The sequence below is a fragment of the Spiroplasma endosymbiont of Diplazon laetatorius genome, assembly GCF_964019625.1.
Taxonomy (GTDB): Bacteria; Bacillota_I; Bacilli_A; order Mycoplasmatales; family Mycoplasmataceae; genus Spiroplasma_A.
Genome location: NZ_OZ026458.1, coordinates 354150 through 372456 on the forward strand (window position 1 = coordinate 354150; position 18307 = coordinate 372456).

Annotated in this window: 23 protein-coding genes and 1 tRNA gene; 20 read left to right on the forward strand and 4 right to left on the reverse strand. The window is 26.4% G+C overall.

Annotation, left to right across the window (positions count from 1 at the left end; genetic code table 4):
* Window positions 1-83: 83 nt before the first annotated feature.
* Window positions 84-611 (forward strand): hypothetical protein, encoded by a 528-nt coding sequence (locus AACL10_RS01680; RefSeq protein WP_338985519.1) that lies wholly within the window; start codon window positions 84-86, stop codon window positions 609-611.
* Between the two features lie 26 nt (window positions 612-637).
* Here AACL10_RS01680 and AACL10_RS01685 read toward each other — a convergent pair whose 3' ends face one another.
* Window positions 638-1060 carry a hypothetical protein gene (locus tag AACL10_RS01685; protein ID WP_338985521.1) on the reverse strand — a complete coding sequence of 141 codons (423 nt, stop codon included), beginning with the start codon at window positions 1058-1060 and terminating at the stop codon, window positions 638-640.
* A 68-nt stretch (window positions 1061-1128) separates the two neighbouring features.
* Between AACL10_RS01685 and AACL10_RS01690 the strand changes: the two genes are divergently transcribed.
* The 6 genes from AACL10_RS01690 (at window position 1129) to rbfA (ending at window position 5997) form a co-directional block, all read left to right on the forward strand.
* The gene (locus tag AACL10_RS01690) at window positions 1129-1704 is read left to right on the forward strand and encodes a DJ-1 family glyoxalase III (protein ID WP_338985523.1); all 576 of its coding nucleotides are present in this window, start codon (window positions 1129-1131) and stop codon (window positions 1702-1704) included.
* A gap of 128 nt (window positions 1705-1832) precedes the next feature.
* Entirely contained in the window at window positions 1833-3176 is a 1344-nt protein-coding gene (nusA, locus tag AACL10_RS01695) for a transcription termination factor NusA (protein ID WP_338985525.1), read from the forward strand.
* An 8-nt stretch (window positions 3177-3184) separates the two neighbouring features.
* Complete coding sequence (gene rnpM / locus AACL10_RS01700) at window positions 3185-3454, forward strand: RNase P modulator RnpM (protein WP_338985528.1); 270 nt, start codon at window positions 3185-3187, stop codon at window positions 3452-3454.
* Window positions 3445-3753: a 50S ribosomal protein L7 gene (locus AACL10_RS01705; protein ID WP_338985531.1), complete on the forward strand. Its 309-nt coding sequence runs from the start codon at window positions 3445-3447 to the stop codon at window positions 3751-3753. Before rnpM ends, AACL10_RS01705 begins: the two co-directional genes overlap by 10 nt.
* A 16-nt stretch (window positions 3754-3769) precedes the next feature.
* Window positions 3770-5650: a translation initiation factor IF-2 gene (gene infB, locus AACL10_RS01710; protein ID WP_338985534.1), complete on the forward strand. Its 1881-nt coding sequence runs from the start codon at window positions 3770-3772 to the stop codon at window positions 5648-5650.
* A 2-nt stretch (window positions 5651-5652) separates the two neighbouring features.
* Entirely contained in the window at window positions 5653-5997 is a 345-nt protein-coding gene (gene rbfA / locus AACL10_RS01715; RefSeq protein WP_338985536.1) for a 30S ribosome-binding factor RbfA, read from the forward strand.
* Window positions 5998-6033: 36 nt separating this feature from the next.
* Here the strand turns inward: rbfA and AACL10_RS01720 are convergent, their stop codons facing one another.
* On the reverse strand, window positions 6034-6714 hold the full coding sequence (locus tag AACL10_RS01720) for a hypothetical protein (RefSeq protein WP_338985538.1): 681 nt from the start codon (window positions 6712-6714) through the stop codon (window positions 6034-6036).
* Window positions 6715-6812: 98 nt separating this feature from the next.
* Between AACL10_RS01720 and AACL10_RS01725 the strand changes: the two genes are divergently transcribed.
* The 3 genes from AACL10_RS01725 to AACL10_RS01735 are packed head-to-tail and all read left to right on the forward strand — an operon-like array spanning window position 6813 to window position 10047.
* Complete coding sequence (locus AACL10_RS01725; RefSeq protein ID WP_338985540.1) at window positions 6813-7526, forward strand: 16S rRNA (uracil(1498)-N(3))-methyltransferase; 714 nt, start codon at window positions 6813-6815, stop codon at window positions 7524-7526.
* Between the two features lie 3 nt (window positions 7527-7529).
* Window positions 7530-8711, forward strand: a complete 1182-nt coding sequence (locus AACL10_RS01730; protein ID WP_338985542.1) for a hypothetical protein — start codon at window positions 7530-7532, stop codon at window positions 8709-8711.
* A 1-nt stretch (window position 8712) separates the two neighbouring features.
* Window positions 8713-10047 carry a hypothetical protein gene (locus AACL10_RS01735; protein WP_338985544.1) on the forward strand — a complete coding sequence of 445 codons (1335 nt, stop codon included), beginning with the start codon at window positions 8713-8715 and terminating at the stop codon, window positions 10045-10047.
* A gap of 6 nt (window positions 10048-10053) precedes the next feature.
* Here AACL10_RS01735 and AACL10_RS01740 read toward each other — a convergent pair whose 3' ends face one another.
* On the reverse strand, window positions 10054-10584 hold the full coding sequence (locus AACL10_RS01740) for a hypothetical protein (protein WP_338985546.1): 531 nt from the start codon (window positions 10582-10584) through the stop codon (window positions 10054-10056).
* 120 nt (window positions 10585-10704) lie between these two features.
* Between AACL10_RS01740 and truB the strand changes: the two genes are divergently transcribed.
* From truB to AACL10_RS01780, 8 genes are all read left to right on the forward strand, one after another.
* Complete coding sequence (truB, locus tag AACL10_RS01745; protein ID WP_338985548.1) at window positions 10705-11625, forward strand: tRNA pseudouridine(55) synthase TruB; 921 nt, start codon at window positions 10705-10707, stop codon at window positions 11623-11625.
* Entirely contained in the window at window positions 11618-12346 is a 729-nt protein-coding gene (locus AACL10_RS01750) for an FAD synthetase family protein (protein ID WP_338985549.1), read from the forward strand. Before truB ends, AACL10_RS01750 begins: the two co-directional genes overlap by 8 nt.
* Before the next feature lie 130 nt (window positions 12347-12476).
* Window positions 12477-12743 (forward strand): 30S ribosomal protein S15, encoded by a 267-nt coding sequence (rpsO, locus tag AACL10_RS01755; RefSeq protein WP_338985550.1) that lies wholly within the window; start codon window positions 12477-12479, stop codon window positions 12741-12743.
* A 147-nt stretch (window positions 12744-12890) separates the two neighbouring features.
* Complete coding sequence (locus AACL10_RS01760) at window positions 12891-13460, forward strand: hypothetical protein (protein WP_338985552.1); 570 nt, start codon at window positions 12891-12893, stop codon at window positions 13458-13460.
* Window positions 13461-13656: 196 nt separating this feature from the next.
* Window positions 13657-14577 (forward strand): tRNA (adenosine(37)-N6)-dimethylallyltransferase MiaA, encoded by a 921-nt coding sequence (gene miaA, locus AACL10_RS01765; protein ID WP_338985554.1) that lies wholly within the window; start codon window positions 13657-13659, stop codon window positions 14575-14577.
* 36 nt (window positions 14578-14613) lie between these two features.
* Window positions 14614-15366 (forward strand): hypothetical protein, encoded by a 753-nt coding sequence (locus AACL10_RS01770; RefSeq protein ID WP_338985556.1) that lies wholly within the window; start codon window positions 14614-14616, stop codon window positions 15364-15366.
* 93 nt (window positions 15367-15459) lie between these two features.
* Window positions 15460-15533: transfer RNA gene (locus AACL10_RS01775), tRNA-Gly, on the forward strand.
* 71 nt (window positions 15534-15604) lie between these two features.
* Window positions 15605-16309: a DxFTY motif-containing membrane protein gene (locus tag AACL10_RS01780; RefSeq protein WP_338985557.1), complete on the forward strand. Its 705-nt coding sequence runs from the start codon at window positions 15605-15607 to the stop codon at window positions 16307-16309.
* Here the strand turns inward: AACL10_RS01780 and AACL10_RS01785 are convergent.
* Window positions 16306-17097: a phosphotransferase family protein gene (locus tag AACL10_RS01785; protein ID WP_338985558.1), complete on the reverse strand. Its 792-nt coding sequence runs from the start codon at window positions 17095-17097 to the stop codon at window positions 16306-16308. The two genes, AACL10_RS01780 and AACL10_RS01785, sit on opposite strands and share 4 nt — an antisense overlap.
* A gap of 62 nt (window positions 17098-17159) precedes the next feature.
* Here AACL10_RS01785 and rdgB point away from each other — a divergent pair, with 62 nt between their 5' ends.
* A complete protein-coding gene (gene rdgB, locus AACL10_RS01790) occupies window positions 17160-17765 on the forward strand; it encodes an RdgB/HAM1 family non-canonical purine NTP pyrophosphatase (protein ID WP_338985559.1) in 606 nt (201 codons plus the stop codon).
* A gap of 12 nt (window positions 17766-17777) precedes the next feature.
* Window positions 17778-18296, forward strand: coding sequence for a tRNA (cytidine(34)-2'-O)-methyltransferase (locus AACL10_RS01795; protein WP_338985560.1), 519 nt, complete (start codon window positions 17778-17780; stop codon window positions 18294-18296).
* The last annotated feature ends 11 nt before the right edge of the window (window positions 18297-18307 follow it).

An 18307-nucleotide genomic window follows, 5' to 3' on the forward strand; every position in this document is an offset into this window, starting at 1 on the left:
TTTATGCCCTCTATATGAATAAACCTTTAAAATTCTTTTAAAAATGTGATATAATTTTATCAAACAATGAAGGAGCTTTAATAATGAGTGAAAAAGTATACCAATTAAATTCTGATCAAATCGGAGTAGTAAATTTCCCAGAACCTTGATTCCTAGCACACTTTGAAGTAGAAGGGGAATTAGAACCAGTTCAAATTTTCTTTCCATCATTAGCTGAAGGAGTGCAAAAATTTGCAACTTTCTTTGAAGAAAAAGTTATAAACCACTGATTATCACAAGGTGCAGAAGGTGAAAGAAAAATTAGAGAGTTAAGAGATTACTTATTAACTACTTGACTAAATCCTGGAGTTGAAACTATGAGAGAAGCTATGTTTCAAACTTATGGTTACCCAGAATTTAGAGAAAAAACTGGAAAAGAATTAATTGAAAATGGTTATGACTTCTTAGGAGTAACTATTGGACACATTTGTTTAAGATTTAATAAAAATCATTTCTACTTCAAGGGACTACACGTTTCAGGAAGAACAGTTGATAAAATGTTAGCAGTTAACTTTTGATCAAAAGTTAAACAAGAAGCTATGAACGATATTGGAACTACAATATTTAAATAATCAAAAAACTCACGTAAGTGAGTTTTTTATTTTAATATTTTAATTAAGTCATTTTGTTTTATATTAAGGAATTTATTCATGTTATTTGCCAATACATAAATTGCAGCGGCTTTTTCGTAATGTTTTGTCATTTTGTTTGGTTTAAAGTTTGAATATGTTTCAATTACTTGATTTTTTATATCACAAAAAACTATATCTACATTTTCTTTAAAACCAAATGAATTAAAGCCTCTAGAGTAAACTAATCTAAATCCGTTTTCTGAAGAGAATTTTTCCTTGAATATAAGAGAACTGAATTTATTAAAAGGACTTCTAACTGTTCTTATATTAATGTCTAAAACATCTTGATTATGAATAAGTTTTGCAGAATAGTCCTCTTTAAAAAGATCTTTACTTTTATTTTTTTTGAATATTTTTGCAAAATTAATTATTTTTCTTATTGAAAGCATTCAAATCACCTAGAAATATTATATCTAAAAAATAGTAGTATAATATTAAAAAGAAAAGAGGAATAAATATGGCAAAAGTCGCTATTTTTGTTGCTAACGGTTTTGAAGATACTGAAGTTGTAGCAACTGTTGATGTTCTAAGAAGAGCAGAGAAGTTATTTGCTGGAAGTTTTCCAGTTGTTGATATCGTTTCAATAAATGATTCTAAACAAGTTAAAGGTGCTTGAAATATACAATTAACAGCAGATAAGTTAATTAATGAAATTAACTTTGCTGATTATGATTGTTTAGTATTACCGGGTGGAAGAGTTGGAGTAGATCATTTAAAAGAAAATGAAACTCTAATGAATGCTGTTGAAAAACACGCAAAAGAAAACAAAGTGGTTGCAGCTATTTGTGCAGCTCCTGAAATACTAGGTAAATTAGGATTAGTTGATGGAATAGAAGTTACTCACTATCCAGGATGTACAGCAGACTTAGATAAGGCTATTAAAAAACCTCAAATGTCAGCTATAGCAGATAAAAATATTATTACAGGTAGTTCAATTGGAGGGGCACTACAATTTGCTTTACAAATAGTAGATCACTTTACTTCAACAGAACAAATGTTAGAATTACACGAAACATTAGTATTTAATTATTAAAAAATTGTATTTTTATTTTTATTAGTTATAATAAAAGAGTCATATTTGTAAAAGAAGGCGCAAGTCTTCTTTTCTATTTGTTAAAACGAAATAGGCAATTATTAAATTAAACAGGAGGAATAGAAGCCATGATAGATGGTGCACAATTATTAGATGCGATTTATGAAATCGTACAAGATAAAAAAATTGATAAAGAAATTATTTTAGAAGGAATTAGAGAAGGTTTTCAAAAAGCTTATGAAAAATTCTTTGATCCAGAAGCTATTGTTAGAGTTGATATTGACCAAAACACAGGTCAAATCAAAGTATTTAAAGAATTAACAGTTGTTCAAAAAATTGAAGATGAATGATTGGAAATTGGTTTAAATCAAGCTAAAGAACAATACGGAGAAAATGTTTCAATCGGAGACAACGTTTATGAACCAGTTGAATTTACAATGGAATTCTCAAAACTAGCAGTAATGCAAGTTGGGCAAATCATTAAACAAAAAATTCGTGAAGGTGAAAAAAATAAAATATACCAAGAATTCTTAACAAAAAACCATGAAATTGTTGGAGGGTTTGTAAAAGATGTAACTGAAACTAGTTATTTAGTTGATGTTGAAGGTTCAATTATTCCAATTTGAAATAAAAAAATGATTCCAGGAGAAGATTTTGATATTGATCAAAGAATTACTTTCTATATTGAAGAAGTTTCAAAAGACAATAAACACTCACAAATTCAAGCTTCAAGAATTCACCCTGAATTCTTAACAAGATTAATGGAAACAGAAGTTCCTGAAATATCAGAAGGAATTGTTGAAGTTAAATCTGTTGCTAGAGAACCAGGACACAGAGCTAAAATTGCTGTTTACTCACACGAAGAGGGAGTAGATCCAATTGGAAGTTGTGTTGGAGCATCAGGAAGCAGAATTAAAAATGTTACTAAAGAGTTAAATGGTGAAAAAATTGATGTAGTTTTATGAAATGAAGATCCAAAAACATTTGTAATGAACTCATTGGCACCAGTTAAAGTTATTAGTATTGATATCGATGAAGAAAACAATGAATGTTTCATCGTTGTACCAAACGAACAATTATCATTAGCTATTGGTAAAAAAGGTATGGCAGCAAGATTAGTTGCAAACTTAGTTAATATGAAAATTAACATTTTCTCATTAGATAGTGCAAAAGAAAAAGAAATTGAAATCAAATGAAATGGAAACATTGATGAAGCTGAGTTAAACAACCCAGAATTCTTAAACAAAGTTAACAAAAGAAGAGAAAAAACAGCAGGAAACTATGTAAAAGAAAACAATCCAGTTAAAAAAGAGGTTGAAGAAGAAATAGTATTTGTTGAAGAAACTTCTTCAATTGATGAAATTCAAGCATCAATTGCAGCATTTGAAAGCTTAAGTGAAGATGACAGTACTTTTGAATTTGAAGAAAGTATCGGTAGTGATGAAGATTACGATTCATACTACCAAGACTAATTTCTAAAATGAACAAAGACGTAAATCTTAGAAAAGATGCTGCATCTGGTAAGATGTATCCAAAAATAGAATTAATCAGAATTGTTAGAAATAAAGATGGTGAAGTTTTTATTGATAATACAAAAAAAGCTAATGGTAGAGGAGCTTATATAAGACCCACACTTGAAGCTGTTCAAAAAGTTAAAAAAACTAGAGTTTTAGAAAGACATTTAAAAACTAGTTTAGACAGCGATTTTTACGAAAAACTTCTAGAAGAGGTAAAATCAAATTGGGACTAGATTTAGATAAATTATTAGGCTCATTAGGAATGATTTCATCTGCTGGAAAACTTATTTATGGTGAAAAACTTTTTGATCAAATAAAACAAAGCAAAATAAAAATAGTATTAACTAGCTCAGATATGGGCCCATCTCAATTGAAAAAAATAAATGATAAAGCTAATTTTTATAATGTAAGAATTATTAATGGTTTATTTGATTCTCAAAGATTAAATAAAGCCATTGGAAGAACCAACGTTAAAAGCGTAGGGGTTAGTGATGAAAATTTTGTAAAGTTACTTTTAAAAAACGTCGAATAAGAGAGGAGATGTAGTTATGGCAAAAAACACAAAAACAGATAACAAAAACAATAACAACAACAATAAAATACAAGCCAAAAACAAATCCAAAGCACATAGTGCTAATTTAAAAAATCAATTAAAACAAACTACTGAAACAGGTTTAATTGATGGTATTTTTGTTTATACAGAACCATTATCAATTGCAGATTTTGCAAAAAAATTAAATAAGGGTCCTGCTGAAATCGTTAAGTGATTCTTCACAAACGGTTCAATGGTAACTCAAAATCAAATTCTTTCAGAGGAACAAATGGGAGAATTATGTATTGAGTTTGGTTATGACTTTAAAAAAGAAACTACAGTTACAAAAGAAAACATTTTTGAAACATTTAATGAAAAAGATGATCCAAAAGATTTAAAAGCAAAACCTCCTATTGTTACAATCATGGGTCACGTTGACCACGGTAAAACTACTTTATTAGACTCTATAAGAAACGCAAACGTTACTGAAGGAGAATTTGGTGGTATTACTCAACATATTGGTGCTTACCAAGCAACAATTAAAGACAACAAAATAACATTTATCGATACTCCAGGTCACGAAGCATTTACAGAAATGAGAGCTAGAGGTAGTGAAGTTACAGATATAGTTATTTTAGTTGTTGCAGCAGATGATGGGGTTATGCCTCAAACAGAAGAAGCTATTGACCATGCTAAAGCTGCAAATGTACCAATTATTGTATTTGTTAATAAAATTGATAAACCAGGAGCAGATCCAAGTAAAGTTAAAATGGAATTAATGAACTATGGAATTGTTGCAGAAGAATATGGTGGAGATATTCCATTTATTGAAGGTTCTGCAAAAGCAAAAACTGGTTTAGATACTTTATTAGAAACTATCTTATTAATATCAGAACTTAGAGATTTAAAAGCAAACCCTAACAAGTTTGCTAGAGGAACAGTTATTGAAGCTAAATTAGACAAAAATAGAGGTCCAATTGCAACAATACTTGTTCAACAAGGTACTTTAAGAATGAGAGATATTGTTATTGCTGGAGGAACATTTGGTACTATCAAAGATTTAGAAAATGAAAATAAAGCTAAATTAAAAGAAGTACTTCCAGGACAACCTGCAGTTGTTATTGGTTTAAATGAAGTTCCAAAAGCTGGAGATAAATTCATTGTTGTTACAGAAGAGAAAATGGCAAGAGATATTGCTAAAGCTCAATTTGAAAAACAACAAAATGAAGCAAGACAAAAAAATCAAACATTTACTTTAGATTCAATTAAAAATAAAATAGAATCTGGTGAATTAAAATCAATTAACATTATTTTAAAAGCAGATACACAAGGTACTGTTGAAGCTGTTAGAAACTCAATGTTAAAAATTAACATTGAAGGTGTAAAAATTAATGTTATTAGAGCTACAGTAGGAGCAATTTCAGTAAGTGATGTTACTCTTGCATTAGCATCAGATGCCTTGATATATGGATTCAATGTTAGACCAACTGCTCAAGTAAGACAAAAAGCAGAAGAAGATGGTGTTGAAATCAGACTTCACAATATTATTTATAAATTAATTGAAGAAATTGCAGAAGCTGCAACTGGTATGTTAGATCCTGTTTTTGAAGAAAAATCACTTGGAGAAGCTGAGGTAAGACAGTTATTTAAGCACTCACAAGTAGGAACTATCGCTGGATGTAGAGTTATGAGTGGAACTATTCCACGTGGTTCAAAAGTACATATCTTGCGTGATGGAATTGTTGTTTATACTGGTGAATTATCATCATTAAAAAACAAAAAAGATGACGTTAAAGAAGCAAAAGAAGGTGCTGAATGTGGACTTACAATTAAAAACTTTAATGATTTAAAAGAAAATGATATTATAGAAGCATACAAGGTAGAAGAGGTGAAATAGTTATGGCAAACGATATTAAAATTGAAAGAAATCAATCAACTATTTTAAGAGAATTAAACTTAATCTTACAAAGAGAATTCCCTGATTGTGAATATTTAAACTCACTTACAATTCACGAAGTAAGACTATCAAACGACATGAGTCATGCTAAAGTATTTTATTCATTTATGGATACAACAGCTGATCAAAAAGATGTTCAAGCTGAAATAAATGAAAACTTAAAAGAAATTAGAATGATCTTAGCAAGTAAAGTTGAAATGAGAAGTGTTCCTGAATTGGCTTTCGAATTCGATAAAGCTTTAGAAAATGCTAACAAAATAGAAGAAATTCTTAAAGAAATTAAATAACAAAAAAACCTGCTATAAGCAGGTTTTTTCTATATTTTATTTATCGAGCAATTTTTCTGTTATTAATTGAATTCTATTTGTAGTGAGTGTGAATAAAACAATTGCTAACATAGAAAAGGGAACAAAAGCTATTAATGTTTTTCACAGTATAAATAAACTGTAAACAGTTCCAAACTCAATTAGAGAGTTTAAACTTGACATAACAGATAGACTTAATGGTCCTAAAATAAATATTATTATTCCAGAAGTTGTTAATAAAAATCCTCTTTTTAAGAAAGAAAAATCTTTACTATAAACTCTAAAAATTTTATCGTATATTAATCAAAATAGTATTACTCAAATTGCCAATCCAATTCCTGATGTAAGCCTAAAAATAGGGCTACCACCTCAGATTAGAAATTGAAGTAAACCGTCTAACAAACCTATTATCATACCCCAGTATACACCGACCACTTGAAAGCTTATAGCAATAAAGAAATATTTTAAGACAAATCCTAAGTTAACACCACTTACAAAAAGTGGTATAACTACGTTTATCATACTTACAGCTGTGGACATACTTAGTAACAAACTGACAAGGGTTATTTTAAGTGTCTCACTTTTAAACCTTGAACGTCTGTTTGTTTTATTTAGTTTGCTGATTTCATAATCGATATCAATTTGATCGAAACCTGTGATCAAATTAAATTCCTGATTATTCTCATCAGTATTTTTCATCGGTTAATTATCCTCCTAAACAAACATATGGTTAGAATTCAATATATATTCACCTCATAGATTATTATATTATAATATATAAAGAATTGGGGTAAATTATGCACAGCTTCTTTTTAAATAAATTAAATGAAAATGCCTTTGAAATTGAAAATGATGATTTTCACCATATTAAAAACGTTATTAAACTAAAAGAAAAAGAACACATTATTTGCGTTTTTGACAATACAAAGTATTTGTGTGAAATTACAAATATTGGTGAAAAATCTTGTTTTGCTCAAATAGTATCCAAAATAGGGGCTTCTCAAAAGAATTATCAAGTAAATTTGATACTTGGTATTATTAGAGAACAAAAGTGAGATTATGTCCTTCAAAAGGCCACAGAGCTTGGTGTTGATGCAATAATACCTGTTGAATTTAAAAGAAATGTTGTAAAAATTGAGATTAAAAAAGAAGAAAACAAGATTAGTAGGTGACTTTCTATTTGTGAAAGTGCATCAAAACAATCAAAAAGATCTTCAATACCTGAAGTTAAAAATGTTATTAGAAATTTAAGTGAACTTGAAAAATATAAAGCTGATTTAAATTTAATATGTTGAGAAGAGGAAAAAAATAACTCAATAAAAAAAGAGTTTAAAAAAGACTTTAAATCTATAAATATAGTTATTGGACCAGAAGGTGGTATTTCAAGTGAAGAAGTATCTAAACTAAATGGTATGTGATATATTAATGTTAGTTTAGGTGATAATATAATGAGAGCAGAAACAGTTCCTTTATTTTTATTGAGCTGTTTAAATTATGAAAAAGAGGGTTAATTTATGGAAAAGAGCTTTAGTAAGTTAATAACAGCTGATTTAGAACAAATAAATAACCAATTAAAAGGTGTTTCTATAGATAAAAACCTTAAAAGTTTTATTGATAAAAATATAGCTTTCATAAAAAGAAAACTGAAAAACATAGTACAAATTAAAACTCATGGTTCTTATGCAACAGGAGAAGTTTATAATTTTGATAAGTTCTTAAATGTTGATCTTTTAGCTCTTAAACATGTTAATAAAAATATGTATAAAACTTATGAAGAAGAAATAGAAACAAATGACCACTTCGGTGATTGTTGAATATGTGAGTTAAATGATGACATATTTAATGTGTTAACTAATGCTTACAAAATTGATGAAGACATTAAAGTTGTTTGAAATCAAAAAAAATATTCTTTACCAGATCAAGAAGAACCAATTGTATTTAATGATTCTTTAAGAATTGATTTTTATAAAGACAATCAATTAGGATTTTCAATAGTTATTAGAACTGCAATTTGTCATAATGAATACCCACCAATTTTATGTAATAAGTCTATGTATAAAAGAACTTTCTCTTTAGAATATTTAAAAAAATTTAGAACTTTAAATAAACTTTTATTAAAAAAATTACAAATACTTTTTTATTACATAAGAATTAAATTTAGAAATGATTTAACAAAAGAAGAGAGAATGATACTTAAGTTAAGTATCATGTCAGATATACAATATGAACTTACAAAGAATAATTTTTTACAACAATGATTAGATTTTTCTTTTGATTATAATTTTTCAAATAAAAAAGTTGTAGATAATATTTTAGAGTCTAAAAATATTTATTATAAAAGGCCAAAGAAAATTACAAAACTTTACAATTCATTCAAATTAAAAAATTTAAATTGAGTATTTTCAAAAACTTATCCAAGTACAAAAGAGTTTTTAGATAAATACTTTGAATACTCACAAAAGTTTATTGAAAATAAAGAAGAATACATTAATGGTAATTTTTATTTCTGATATGACTCAGTTTCTTATTTAAAAAATACAATAAGCTCAACTAGCATTTCAATAAAAAAAGAAAATAAAAAATATGATAACTTAGGAATTCAAATTCATTCAAGAACAATTTATCCAACTGATAAAGAAAACGGATTGTTCTTAATATTTTTACAATACTATACTTTTGAAGTAGAAAGAGATTAAGATGAAATTAAATAGAGATATATGAAAATTTAATAACGTTGTAAAAACTTTAACTATCCAAGATAAAGAAACTACAACAAAAATTAATTATCACTTTAATGAACTTAAAGAACTTTTTTTGAGTGAAGGTTTACATTTAAAAAAAGTTGGGGACTTTTCTTATAACTCTTATAGACAAACAAATAAGGTTTTCAATTTAGATCTTTGTGTTGTTAAATATGTTACTAAGTCAACAATAAAATTTGCAGAGTTTCAAAATTTAATTTTAGAAATATCAAAAAAATATAAAGGTGTTCCAGAAATACATACAGATAAAAATTATTTAAACTTAGTTTTTAATTTCAAAAATACAAAAATAAATTTTAGAATAGTACCAGTAATTGCAAAAAATGTAAATGATGAAGTTTTGTGTAGAATAAACAGGAATGGAATTATTCAAGAAGATTTAGTTTTAAACTTAACAAATGATTTTAAAAAAGCAAACAAGTTAAGCTCGGGTTTATTAATTTCTATAAAAAGAATTTTAAATTACATTATGGATGGAGAATTTAATTATTCATATGACATTGATTATTTAATATTGAGATGATTTTATGAATACACTTCTAAAACATTAGATGAATTTATTTTAGAAAGATATATTAAAAAAGAATTAGATTTAGATGTAAAACAATTTATGGAAGATGAAAATTTAAGAAAATGAATAAAGAAAAATGTAAGTTTTTTCGATCTTATAAGTTTTATATTTTTAAAATTAGAATCAACAAATACATATTATTTCAATCAATTCAATTTTGAATTTGAAGAAATGTTTGATGGAATATCACGTTACTCTTTAAACACAAATTCAAACTTTAAATTACCAGTAGATTATTTATCTGAAATAAAATTGTTCGATACAAATTTAATGGAGCATAAAGTTTATATTCAAAGTAATTTATCAAATGAGAATGGAGTATCTGGTATATCTTGAGAAAAATTTAAAAATGATGAAAACAGATATTTAGTTTCTCCTGTAATTAAAACAGGGGTAGCTAACTTTGCAATGTTTCAAAAATGATTAACTGTAAAATCAAATGAACTTTATATGAACTTAAGTGACTCACTTAAAACTGAAATAAAATCTACAAAGCAAAGAGAAGCTATGAATGAATTAAATGAAATTGCAAATCAATGATTAACAAAATATAATTCAAAATTAAAATACTTGCAACCTTACTTTGATAGAAAGTATTTGTTTTGTTCAACTTATGAAGTAGAGCAATTAGCATCTCTCATAATTCAAACAGTTGATAAAATAGATCCAAAACAATGAATAATAAAAAATGATAATTAGTAATAATTATCATTTTTCTTCTTCTACAGTTTGGTTTTTTAAAATCTCAGTACGTTTTTTAACATAGTCTTTTTCAACTTTACCAATGTGGTGGTATAAGTCACGACTGGCTTTAATTCTCAATTTTTTAAGTTCTTCATCACAGAAAACTCATGTTAATCAAACTATGTGAAAGTGTCTTAAATATTTAATCTCTCTTTCATCATACATTTCATGACTTAAAGCTTGAGCTTCTCTTTGAGCAAAGTCTACTCATTTTTGAGGATTGATATTTTCATTATATGCTTCTTTAGCTAATGCTTGATAAGCTAAAGCTTTTTTTACAATTATATCTTCAAGTGATTGTAATGTATTTGCAATTTCAGCAACAATCGCTTGGTCAAATTCATCATAAGAATTGAATTGGTGTTTTGATAAGTAGAACATTTTAGTACTTAAGTTACTTACTGGATTTCCACCACTACCTAAGTGTTCTTTTTCAGATATGATTTTAAATTCTGTTTCAATCTCTTTGTAAAACTCTGATTTAATACGCATAATGTCACCTAAATTCCTTTAATTGCTTATATTATACCACATTTTTTTTAAAAATTAATAGTGTAGAGCCAAAGGGATATGTGTAATAATAAATATATAGAGTTTTCTGGAGGCGTTTAAATGAATAATAAGTCAGGAATATTTCTGGTAAATAAACCAGAAGGTATAACTTCAAATGATTTGATACAAAAAATCAAGAAAAAGTTTAATGTTAAAAAAATAGGTCATGCAGGAACATTAGATCCTCTTGCAACAGGGTTGATGGTAGTTTTAATAAACCAAGCAACTAAAATCTCAAATTACTTATTGAGTAGTGATAAAAGTTATGTAGTTACAATGAAATTATTTGTTCAAACTGACTCACAAGATATTACAGGAAACATAGTTGAAGAAGAACCTTATAAAAAAATATCAAAAACACTAGTTAAAGAAATAGTTGATAAATATAATGGTTATATTTATGATCAATACCCACCAATATATTCAGCTGTTAAAGTTAATGGTAAAAAATTATATGAATATGCAAGAAAAGAACAAGAAGTTGTTATAGAACCTAGAAAAGTTACAATCAAAGAATGTGAACTTTTAGATTTTAATCAAAAACTAGGAACAATAAAATTAAGAGTTAGATCAAGTAAGGGAACTTATATTAGAAGTTTAGTTTCTGATATAGCTAAAGAACTTGAAACTATAGCAACTGTATCACAACTTGAAAGAACTAGTTCTGGTGGATTTATGTTAGATAAATCAAAAACAATTGAAGATATTCAAGAAGCTGACTTGGTAAGTATGTATGATTCTTTGATGTTAAATGAACATCCACTAGTTGAATATCACAGAGTGAGAGATATAAAACAAGGTAAGGCAATTTCATTAACTGGAATAAACTATCCAATAGTATTTATAATTGATGACAACAAAGAGGTTATAGCAATTTACAAAAGAATTGCTCAAGACTTATATAAATGTCAAAGAGGATTATGAGAAGAAGTTCCTTTAGAGCAATTAACAGAAGCTGAGAGGAATGGATACTATGATTAAAATCGAAACCCTTTTAAAAGAGGAAGAAGATTTTAATTTTAATTTTGAGGGTAATGTAGTTTGTATTGGTTTTTTTGATGGTGTGCATTTGATGCATAAAAAAATAATTGAAGAAACTAAAAAAATTTCTCAACAAGAAAATTTAAATTGATCCATAATAACTTTTAGTGAAAAAGTTTTAGATTTTATTAATGGAACAAAAAATAATTTTCAATTAAAAGAAAAAAAATATTCTTTCTTTGAAGAAAAATTTAATCCTGATTATTTATTTGAAATAAAAGTCAATGAAGATACAATTAAAAAAACTCCTGAACAATTTTGTGAATTTTTAAAAAATAATTTAAAAGTTAAAAAAATAATAGTTGGAAGTGACTTTAGATTTGGTTACAAAGGTGAAGGGGATATTGAGTTTCTAAAAAAATATTTTGGAAAAGAAAACTCAATAATTTTTGAAAGAGATCAAAACGTATCAACAACACTTATAAGGAAAAGTATAACAGAGGGAAATGTTGAAAAAATAAAAAAAATATTAGACTCTGATTTTAAAGTTAACTTAAAAAAAATTGATTTGAATAAATATATAATTAATGACTTTAATACATTATTTGCAAAAAAAATGTATGATGTAAAAATAGAAAATTCTACAAAAACTATTGAAATAGATAACAATATAATCTTTTTTGAAAGTGAAAAAGATGAATTAGAAATGGAATTTTTATAAAAAATAACAAAAAAAGCTTTTTTTTGTTATAATTTTTGAGTATTGATGTTTTTACGTTGATTTGATTTTACCCTGAATCACTTCTTTGTTAAAACAAACTCAATCAAGAATTAAAAGGGGGATTTTAGATATGGTTTCTAAATCACAAATTGAAAGTATCGTAAAAGAATATGGAGATAACGGTAAAGACACTGGTAAAGCAGAAGTAAAAATCGCAATCTTAACTCAAGATATTCAAAACTTAACAGAGCACTTAAACTTACACAAAAAAGATATTACTTCAAGAAGAAGTTTATTAAAAAAAGTTGCTCAAAGAAGACACTTATTAAATTTCTTATTTAAAAAAGATGTTGAAAGATACAAAACAATCATTGAAAAATTAAAAATTAGAAAATAAAAAGTCTTTAGACTTTTTATTTTTTTAACTTAGAGCAATTCCACTAGATAACTTTTAAAAAATAATGTATAATAAAAACATATTTTGGTACAAATAATAAGTTTTTATCAAAATTTAGTATTGTTTATTAGAAAGACGGTGTACTACATGGCAACTGCAACAAAAAAAACTACAGCAAAAAAACCAGATAAAACTGCTGTGAAAAAAGCTGCTGCAAACAAAAAAAGAGCAGAACACATTCAAACTAGAAAAAAAGCTAGTGATCCAAAACCAGAAAAAATTGTTAACAAAACTATCAAATTAAGTGATGGTCAAGAAAAATTCGTTTGAGAAAAAGCTGATCCAGTATCAGCAACAAACGCTTCAATCTATAGACAAGATATAGCTGGAGCTATCATGAAAATTTCTGAATATGGACAAGCTTCAGAATTTGGGTGAGTTTACAGCTTAATTGATCCAGAGGGAGAAACAGATGACGTAAATAACGTTGTTGCTCTACACTGAATGAATGCAAAAGTTAAACGTAAACCAGATGAAAACTGAACAGCTGTTGTAACTGGTGGAAGAGATATCACAGGATTATTCAATCAAAAGAAAGATACAAAAATCGTGGGAAATCAACTATCAAAAACAAGAAAAACAGTTTTATTCCAACCTTCAAAAGTTGAACCTAAAAAAGTTAACGTTCAAATTAGAACTGCAACTGGAAAAAAATAATAAAAAAACTCTACTAGAAGTAGGGTTTTTTTATTATATAATATAAGAGTCCTTCGGGACGCCAAGAATATTTGTTATTCTTTATGTTTGCGTGAGATATTAAAGACCGCTCAATAAATAAGTATTTCCTTTCTCATGCATTTGATAGCGGGTGGGAATATTTTTTTTTGTCTTTTTTTAGGGGGTTGGATTAATTATGAACAAAATAATAGTAATAGTTGGTCCAACTGCAAGCGGTAAGACTGATTTATCGGTAAAAATAGCAAAAGAATTTAATGGAGAGTGTATTAACTCAGATTCTACTCAAATTTTTAAAGGAACAGATATAGCAACTAATAAAATAACTTTAGAAGAAATGCAAGGTGTAAAACATCACTTAATTTCTATAAAAGAAGTAAATGAAACATATTCTGTAGCGGATTTTCAAAAAGAAGCTAGAGAAAAGGTTGCTAAGATATTGGAGCAAGGAAAAATTCCAATTATCGTTGGTGGTACCGGACTTTATACTAATGCCGTATTAATGGATTATAACTTTTCAAGTGATGATCACATTAAAGATTATGAAAAACAATATGAAAATCTCTCAAATGAACAAGTTTGAGATATTTTAAATTCTAAGGATGAGTTAGAAGCTCAAAAAATACATCCTAATAACAGATATAGATTAATTAGAGCTTTAGAAATAATTGAATTAAATGGAGTTCAAAAAAGCGAAATTATTAAAGATAATAAAAAGTATATTTATGACAATTTGCTAATAATTGGATTATTTCCACAAAGAGAACATTTATATAGTAAAATAAATAATAGGGTACTTACTTTGACAGATAGAGGCTTATTTAAAGAAATCGAAGATGCTTGAAAAGCTAACGATTACAATAAAAAAGCTCAATCTTTAAAATGTATAGGAGGTCCAGAAATTATAAAATATCTTGAAAAAGAGATATCTTATGATGAATGTATCGAACTTATGCAGAAAAATAATAGGCACTATGCAAGAAGGCAATTAACTTGATTCAGAAATCAACTAGATAATGTAACTTGATTTGAACATGATTATTCAAATTATGATCAAGTAACAGATGAAATAGTTGAATTCATTAAAAATAATATTTAGTTTTTTAAAATTGAATACAAGTTAGGAGACTTACTTATGTTATCTGTATACGAACGTGTAGAGAACTTAATTAAGGACAATAAGAATACTACTTTTAAATTAATTGGAAAGCAAATCTTAACTGATTGATCAGTTGGGGTTTTTAAAAGTCAAAATGAGATTAGTGAATCTTGTTTTGTATCTTTGGCAACAGTTACACAATTTGCAAAAGCTTGTTTGTGTGAAGGTTACAAAGAGCTTTCTATTAGATTAAGAGTTGAGTATGAAAATGTTATGCAAAATCAATCAAAAACTGTCATCGGAAGTGAAACAGATGAGGCAGGTATGAGATCTGTTATTTGTCATTGAGTAAATGAAAATGACAACTTTTTGTTAGATTTGGCTAATAAAATTAATGAGAAAAGAAAAGTTTGAATTTGTCCATCATATCAGTCAATGTATGCTGCTAAATTTTTAGAAGATGTGCTGACAAATGTTGGAATTCAAGCAAAAATAATTGATATGTCTATTAACCTAGAGGTCGGGAAACATTTAGAGTTTAATGATGAATTAATAGTTATTTTGTTAACGGGCAGAGACACTGAAACAACAGTTATTGCACTAGAATATCTTCTTAAAGCTAAAAATGAGATATTCGTTATTACTACACCAAGCAATATATCAGAACTGCCAGCTATAAAAGAACTTAAACATATGCTTGTGAATTTTCAAGATAATAATTTCTTTTATAAGTATAGATGTTACGCATTAATTACATTGTTCTTTTCATTAAGTGAAAAAATAAAATAAGAATTTATATTAAATCTGAAAAAAAATAAAAAATATTTTAAAAGTATTGACATCCGCAAAGCAATTATATATATTTATTAATGTAATTAATTCGCGGGTGTAGTTTAATGGTAGAACTTCAGCCTTCCAAGCTGACTGTGAGGGTTCGATTCCCTTCACCCGCTCCATTACGAAATTCAAATCCCATAAGGGATTTTTTTTATTTATAATTAGAAATAGATTAAGTAGGGTGAAAAAAATGAAAAACAATTTTTTAACTGATTTTAATAAGTCAAGAACTCCTTTCTTTAAAAGTTTGGGATTTTTAATGATAGAAGCTATTATTCCTGGTTTATTAATTTGATTTACAGTTGGATTTGATTTTAATTGATCTTTAAATAATAGACTAACAAAACCTGCTGTGGGATATGTAAGTCTTATTTGTACTTTCTATTTTATTTATTCACTTTTAATTACATATCTTTTTTATAAACTAAAGTGACACCAGGCAGATCACTTTACATTTTCGATGATGATAACTTTAGTTTTTGTATCAATAATTATGTTTGGTAGTTTCATTCAAAATAAAGGTTTTTGAGTACTTGTTAAGTTTATAAGTATCTTATTGATAGTGGTTTTTTTAACTCCTTTATTTGTACTTTTAACTACATTTATAAGAAATAATGAGTTAAGAAATATTGAAGATCTTGAAAAAACTATTGAAGCACATAAAAAAGGAGAAGTAATACCTACAAAAGCGCTTTTAAAAGCTCAAAGATATCAAAAGTTTCTTATTAAAAAAGAAGCTAGGGAACAAGAATTAATTAAATTTAAATTAGAACTAGATGAAAAAATTAGAAAAGAATTAGAAATTCAAAAATCTAAAGAAGAGTTAAAAAAAGATAAGATAAATCAAAAGTTAGATGCAAAAGAAGATAAGAAAAGAAAAAAACAGAAGGATTAATATATCTTTCTGTTTTTTAGTCTATTAATTTTTTCTTCATATATATTTAAAAAAACCTTTTCTTTTTTATTTTCATACATAAAAATAGCTCATAAACTTCAAAGTAAATCTTGATATTTAATCATTTTGTTCAAAGTATTTAACTCATTTTCTTTTAGTAATTCTGATTCAATGCTTTTGGAAATGAAATAATCAATTAAATCTTCTTTATTATTTAAAGTTTCTGTTATAAAACTTGCTAAATCAAAAAACTTATTGTTTAAAGTTACATAATCATAATCAATTAGTATTACCTTATTATCTTTAAATAATATGTTTCCTGGAACTAAATCATTGTGACTTAAAGTAAGATCTAAAGTTTCAAAGTATAATGCATATTGTTTTATTTCTTCTATGTATTCTTCATAAATTGATATATCTTGTTTAATGTTTTCTTTGAATATATTTAAAAAATTAATATATTCAAAAGTCTTAACTTTTGAATTGCTAATATCAATTTCTTTAATTTGTTTTAAATTAATTACTAAGTTATCTATTATTTCTTTATTTAATTCTAATTCTTCTAATGTTTTAAAATCTTTTAAATATTTATACTCTGATATCAAATTATTATTATCTCAATAAAACTTTTCTGGTTTTAATAAGCAATCTGTTTTTATATCAACTAATTCTTCAAGAAATAGGTACTCATTTTTTTTATCTAAATAGATATCATGAAAACTTATAGATTCTTTTACTAAAATATCTTTTTTTAAAGTAATTTTATTTGTATATCCTTTAAATTTCATTTAATCTACCTCTTAACTTAATATTATTATAATATTAATTAGAACTTAAAGGAGTTAATTAAATGAGTGTATTATGATTTGCATCACAAAATGAAAATAAAATTAAGGAAATAAGAGAAATGATTCCTGAAATGGAGATTAAATCTTTAAATGACTTTGATAGAAATTTAGATATACCAGAAGATGAACCAACTTTTGAAGATAACGCCTTATTTAAAGCAAAAACATTTTCTAATTATGTAGATGGAATAGTTGTTGCAGATGATTCTGGTTTAAGTGTTGTTGAATTAAACAATTTTCCAGGTATTTATTCAGCAAGATGAGCAAAACCAGAAACTAACTGAGATGTAATCAATGATATGTTGTTAGATAAATTAATGGATAATAACTTATTTAATGATGAACAAAGAAAAGCATTCTTTACTTCATCACTTGCATTTGTGGACAAAGAAAAAAATGTAGAAGAAATTTTTACTGGAGTAGTAGACGGAGTAATCATGTACAGTCAAATGGGAAATAACGGTTTTGCATATGATCGTATTTTTAAACCAGATGGTTACAATAAAACATTTGCAGAAATGACAAAAGAAGAGAAAAACAATATTTCTCACAGAAGACTTTCAATTACAAAGTTAAGAGAATATTTAAAACAGAATAATTATTTTTAAGAGGTATTTAATATGAGAAAAATCAATATAGTTTTATATGAACCAGAAATAGCTGATAATGTTGGAGCTATTATGAGAACTTGTGCACTTACAAACGCTAAACTTCACTTAATTGAACCATTTGGATTTGTTTTTGACAAAAGAAACTTTGCAAGAAGTAGTGCAAATAACTTTGAAGGTTGTGAATATGTAAGATATGATGATTGAAATCACTTCATAGAAGAAAACAAAAATCTTAAATTATTTTGCATGACAAGATATGGTAAAAAACCAATTAGTGACTTTAACTTTACACAAATAAATGACGAAGTATTTATTATGTTTGGAAAAGAATCGACAGGAATTCCTAAAGACATATTAAAAAATAATATTGAAAATTGTTTTAGAATACCAATGGTTGCCACTGGAAGAAGCTTAAATATAGCAAATTCAATGGGTATAGCAACATATGAAGTTTTAAGACAATGAAATTACTTAGACTTATTTAAAGTTGAAGTTGAGAAGGGCGAAGACTACCTGGATAGAGATTAATAAGATATAAT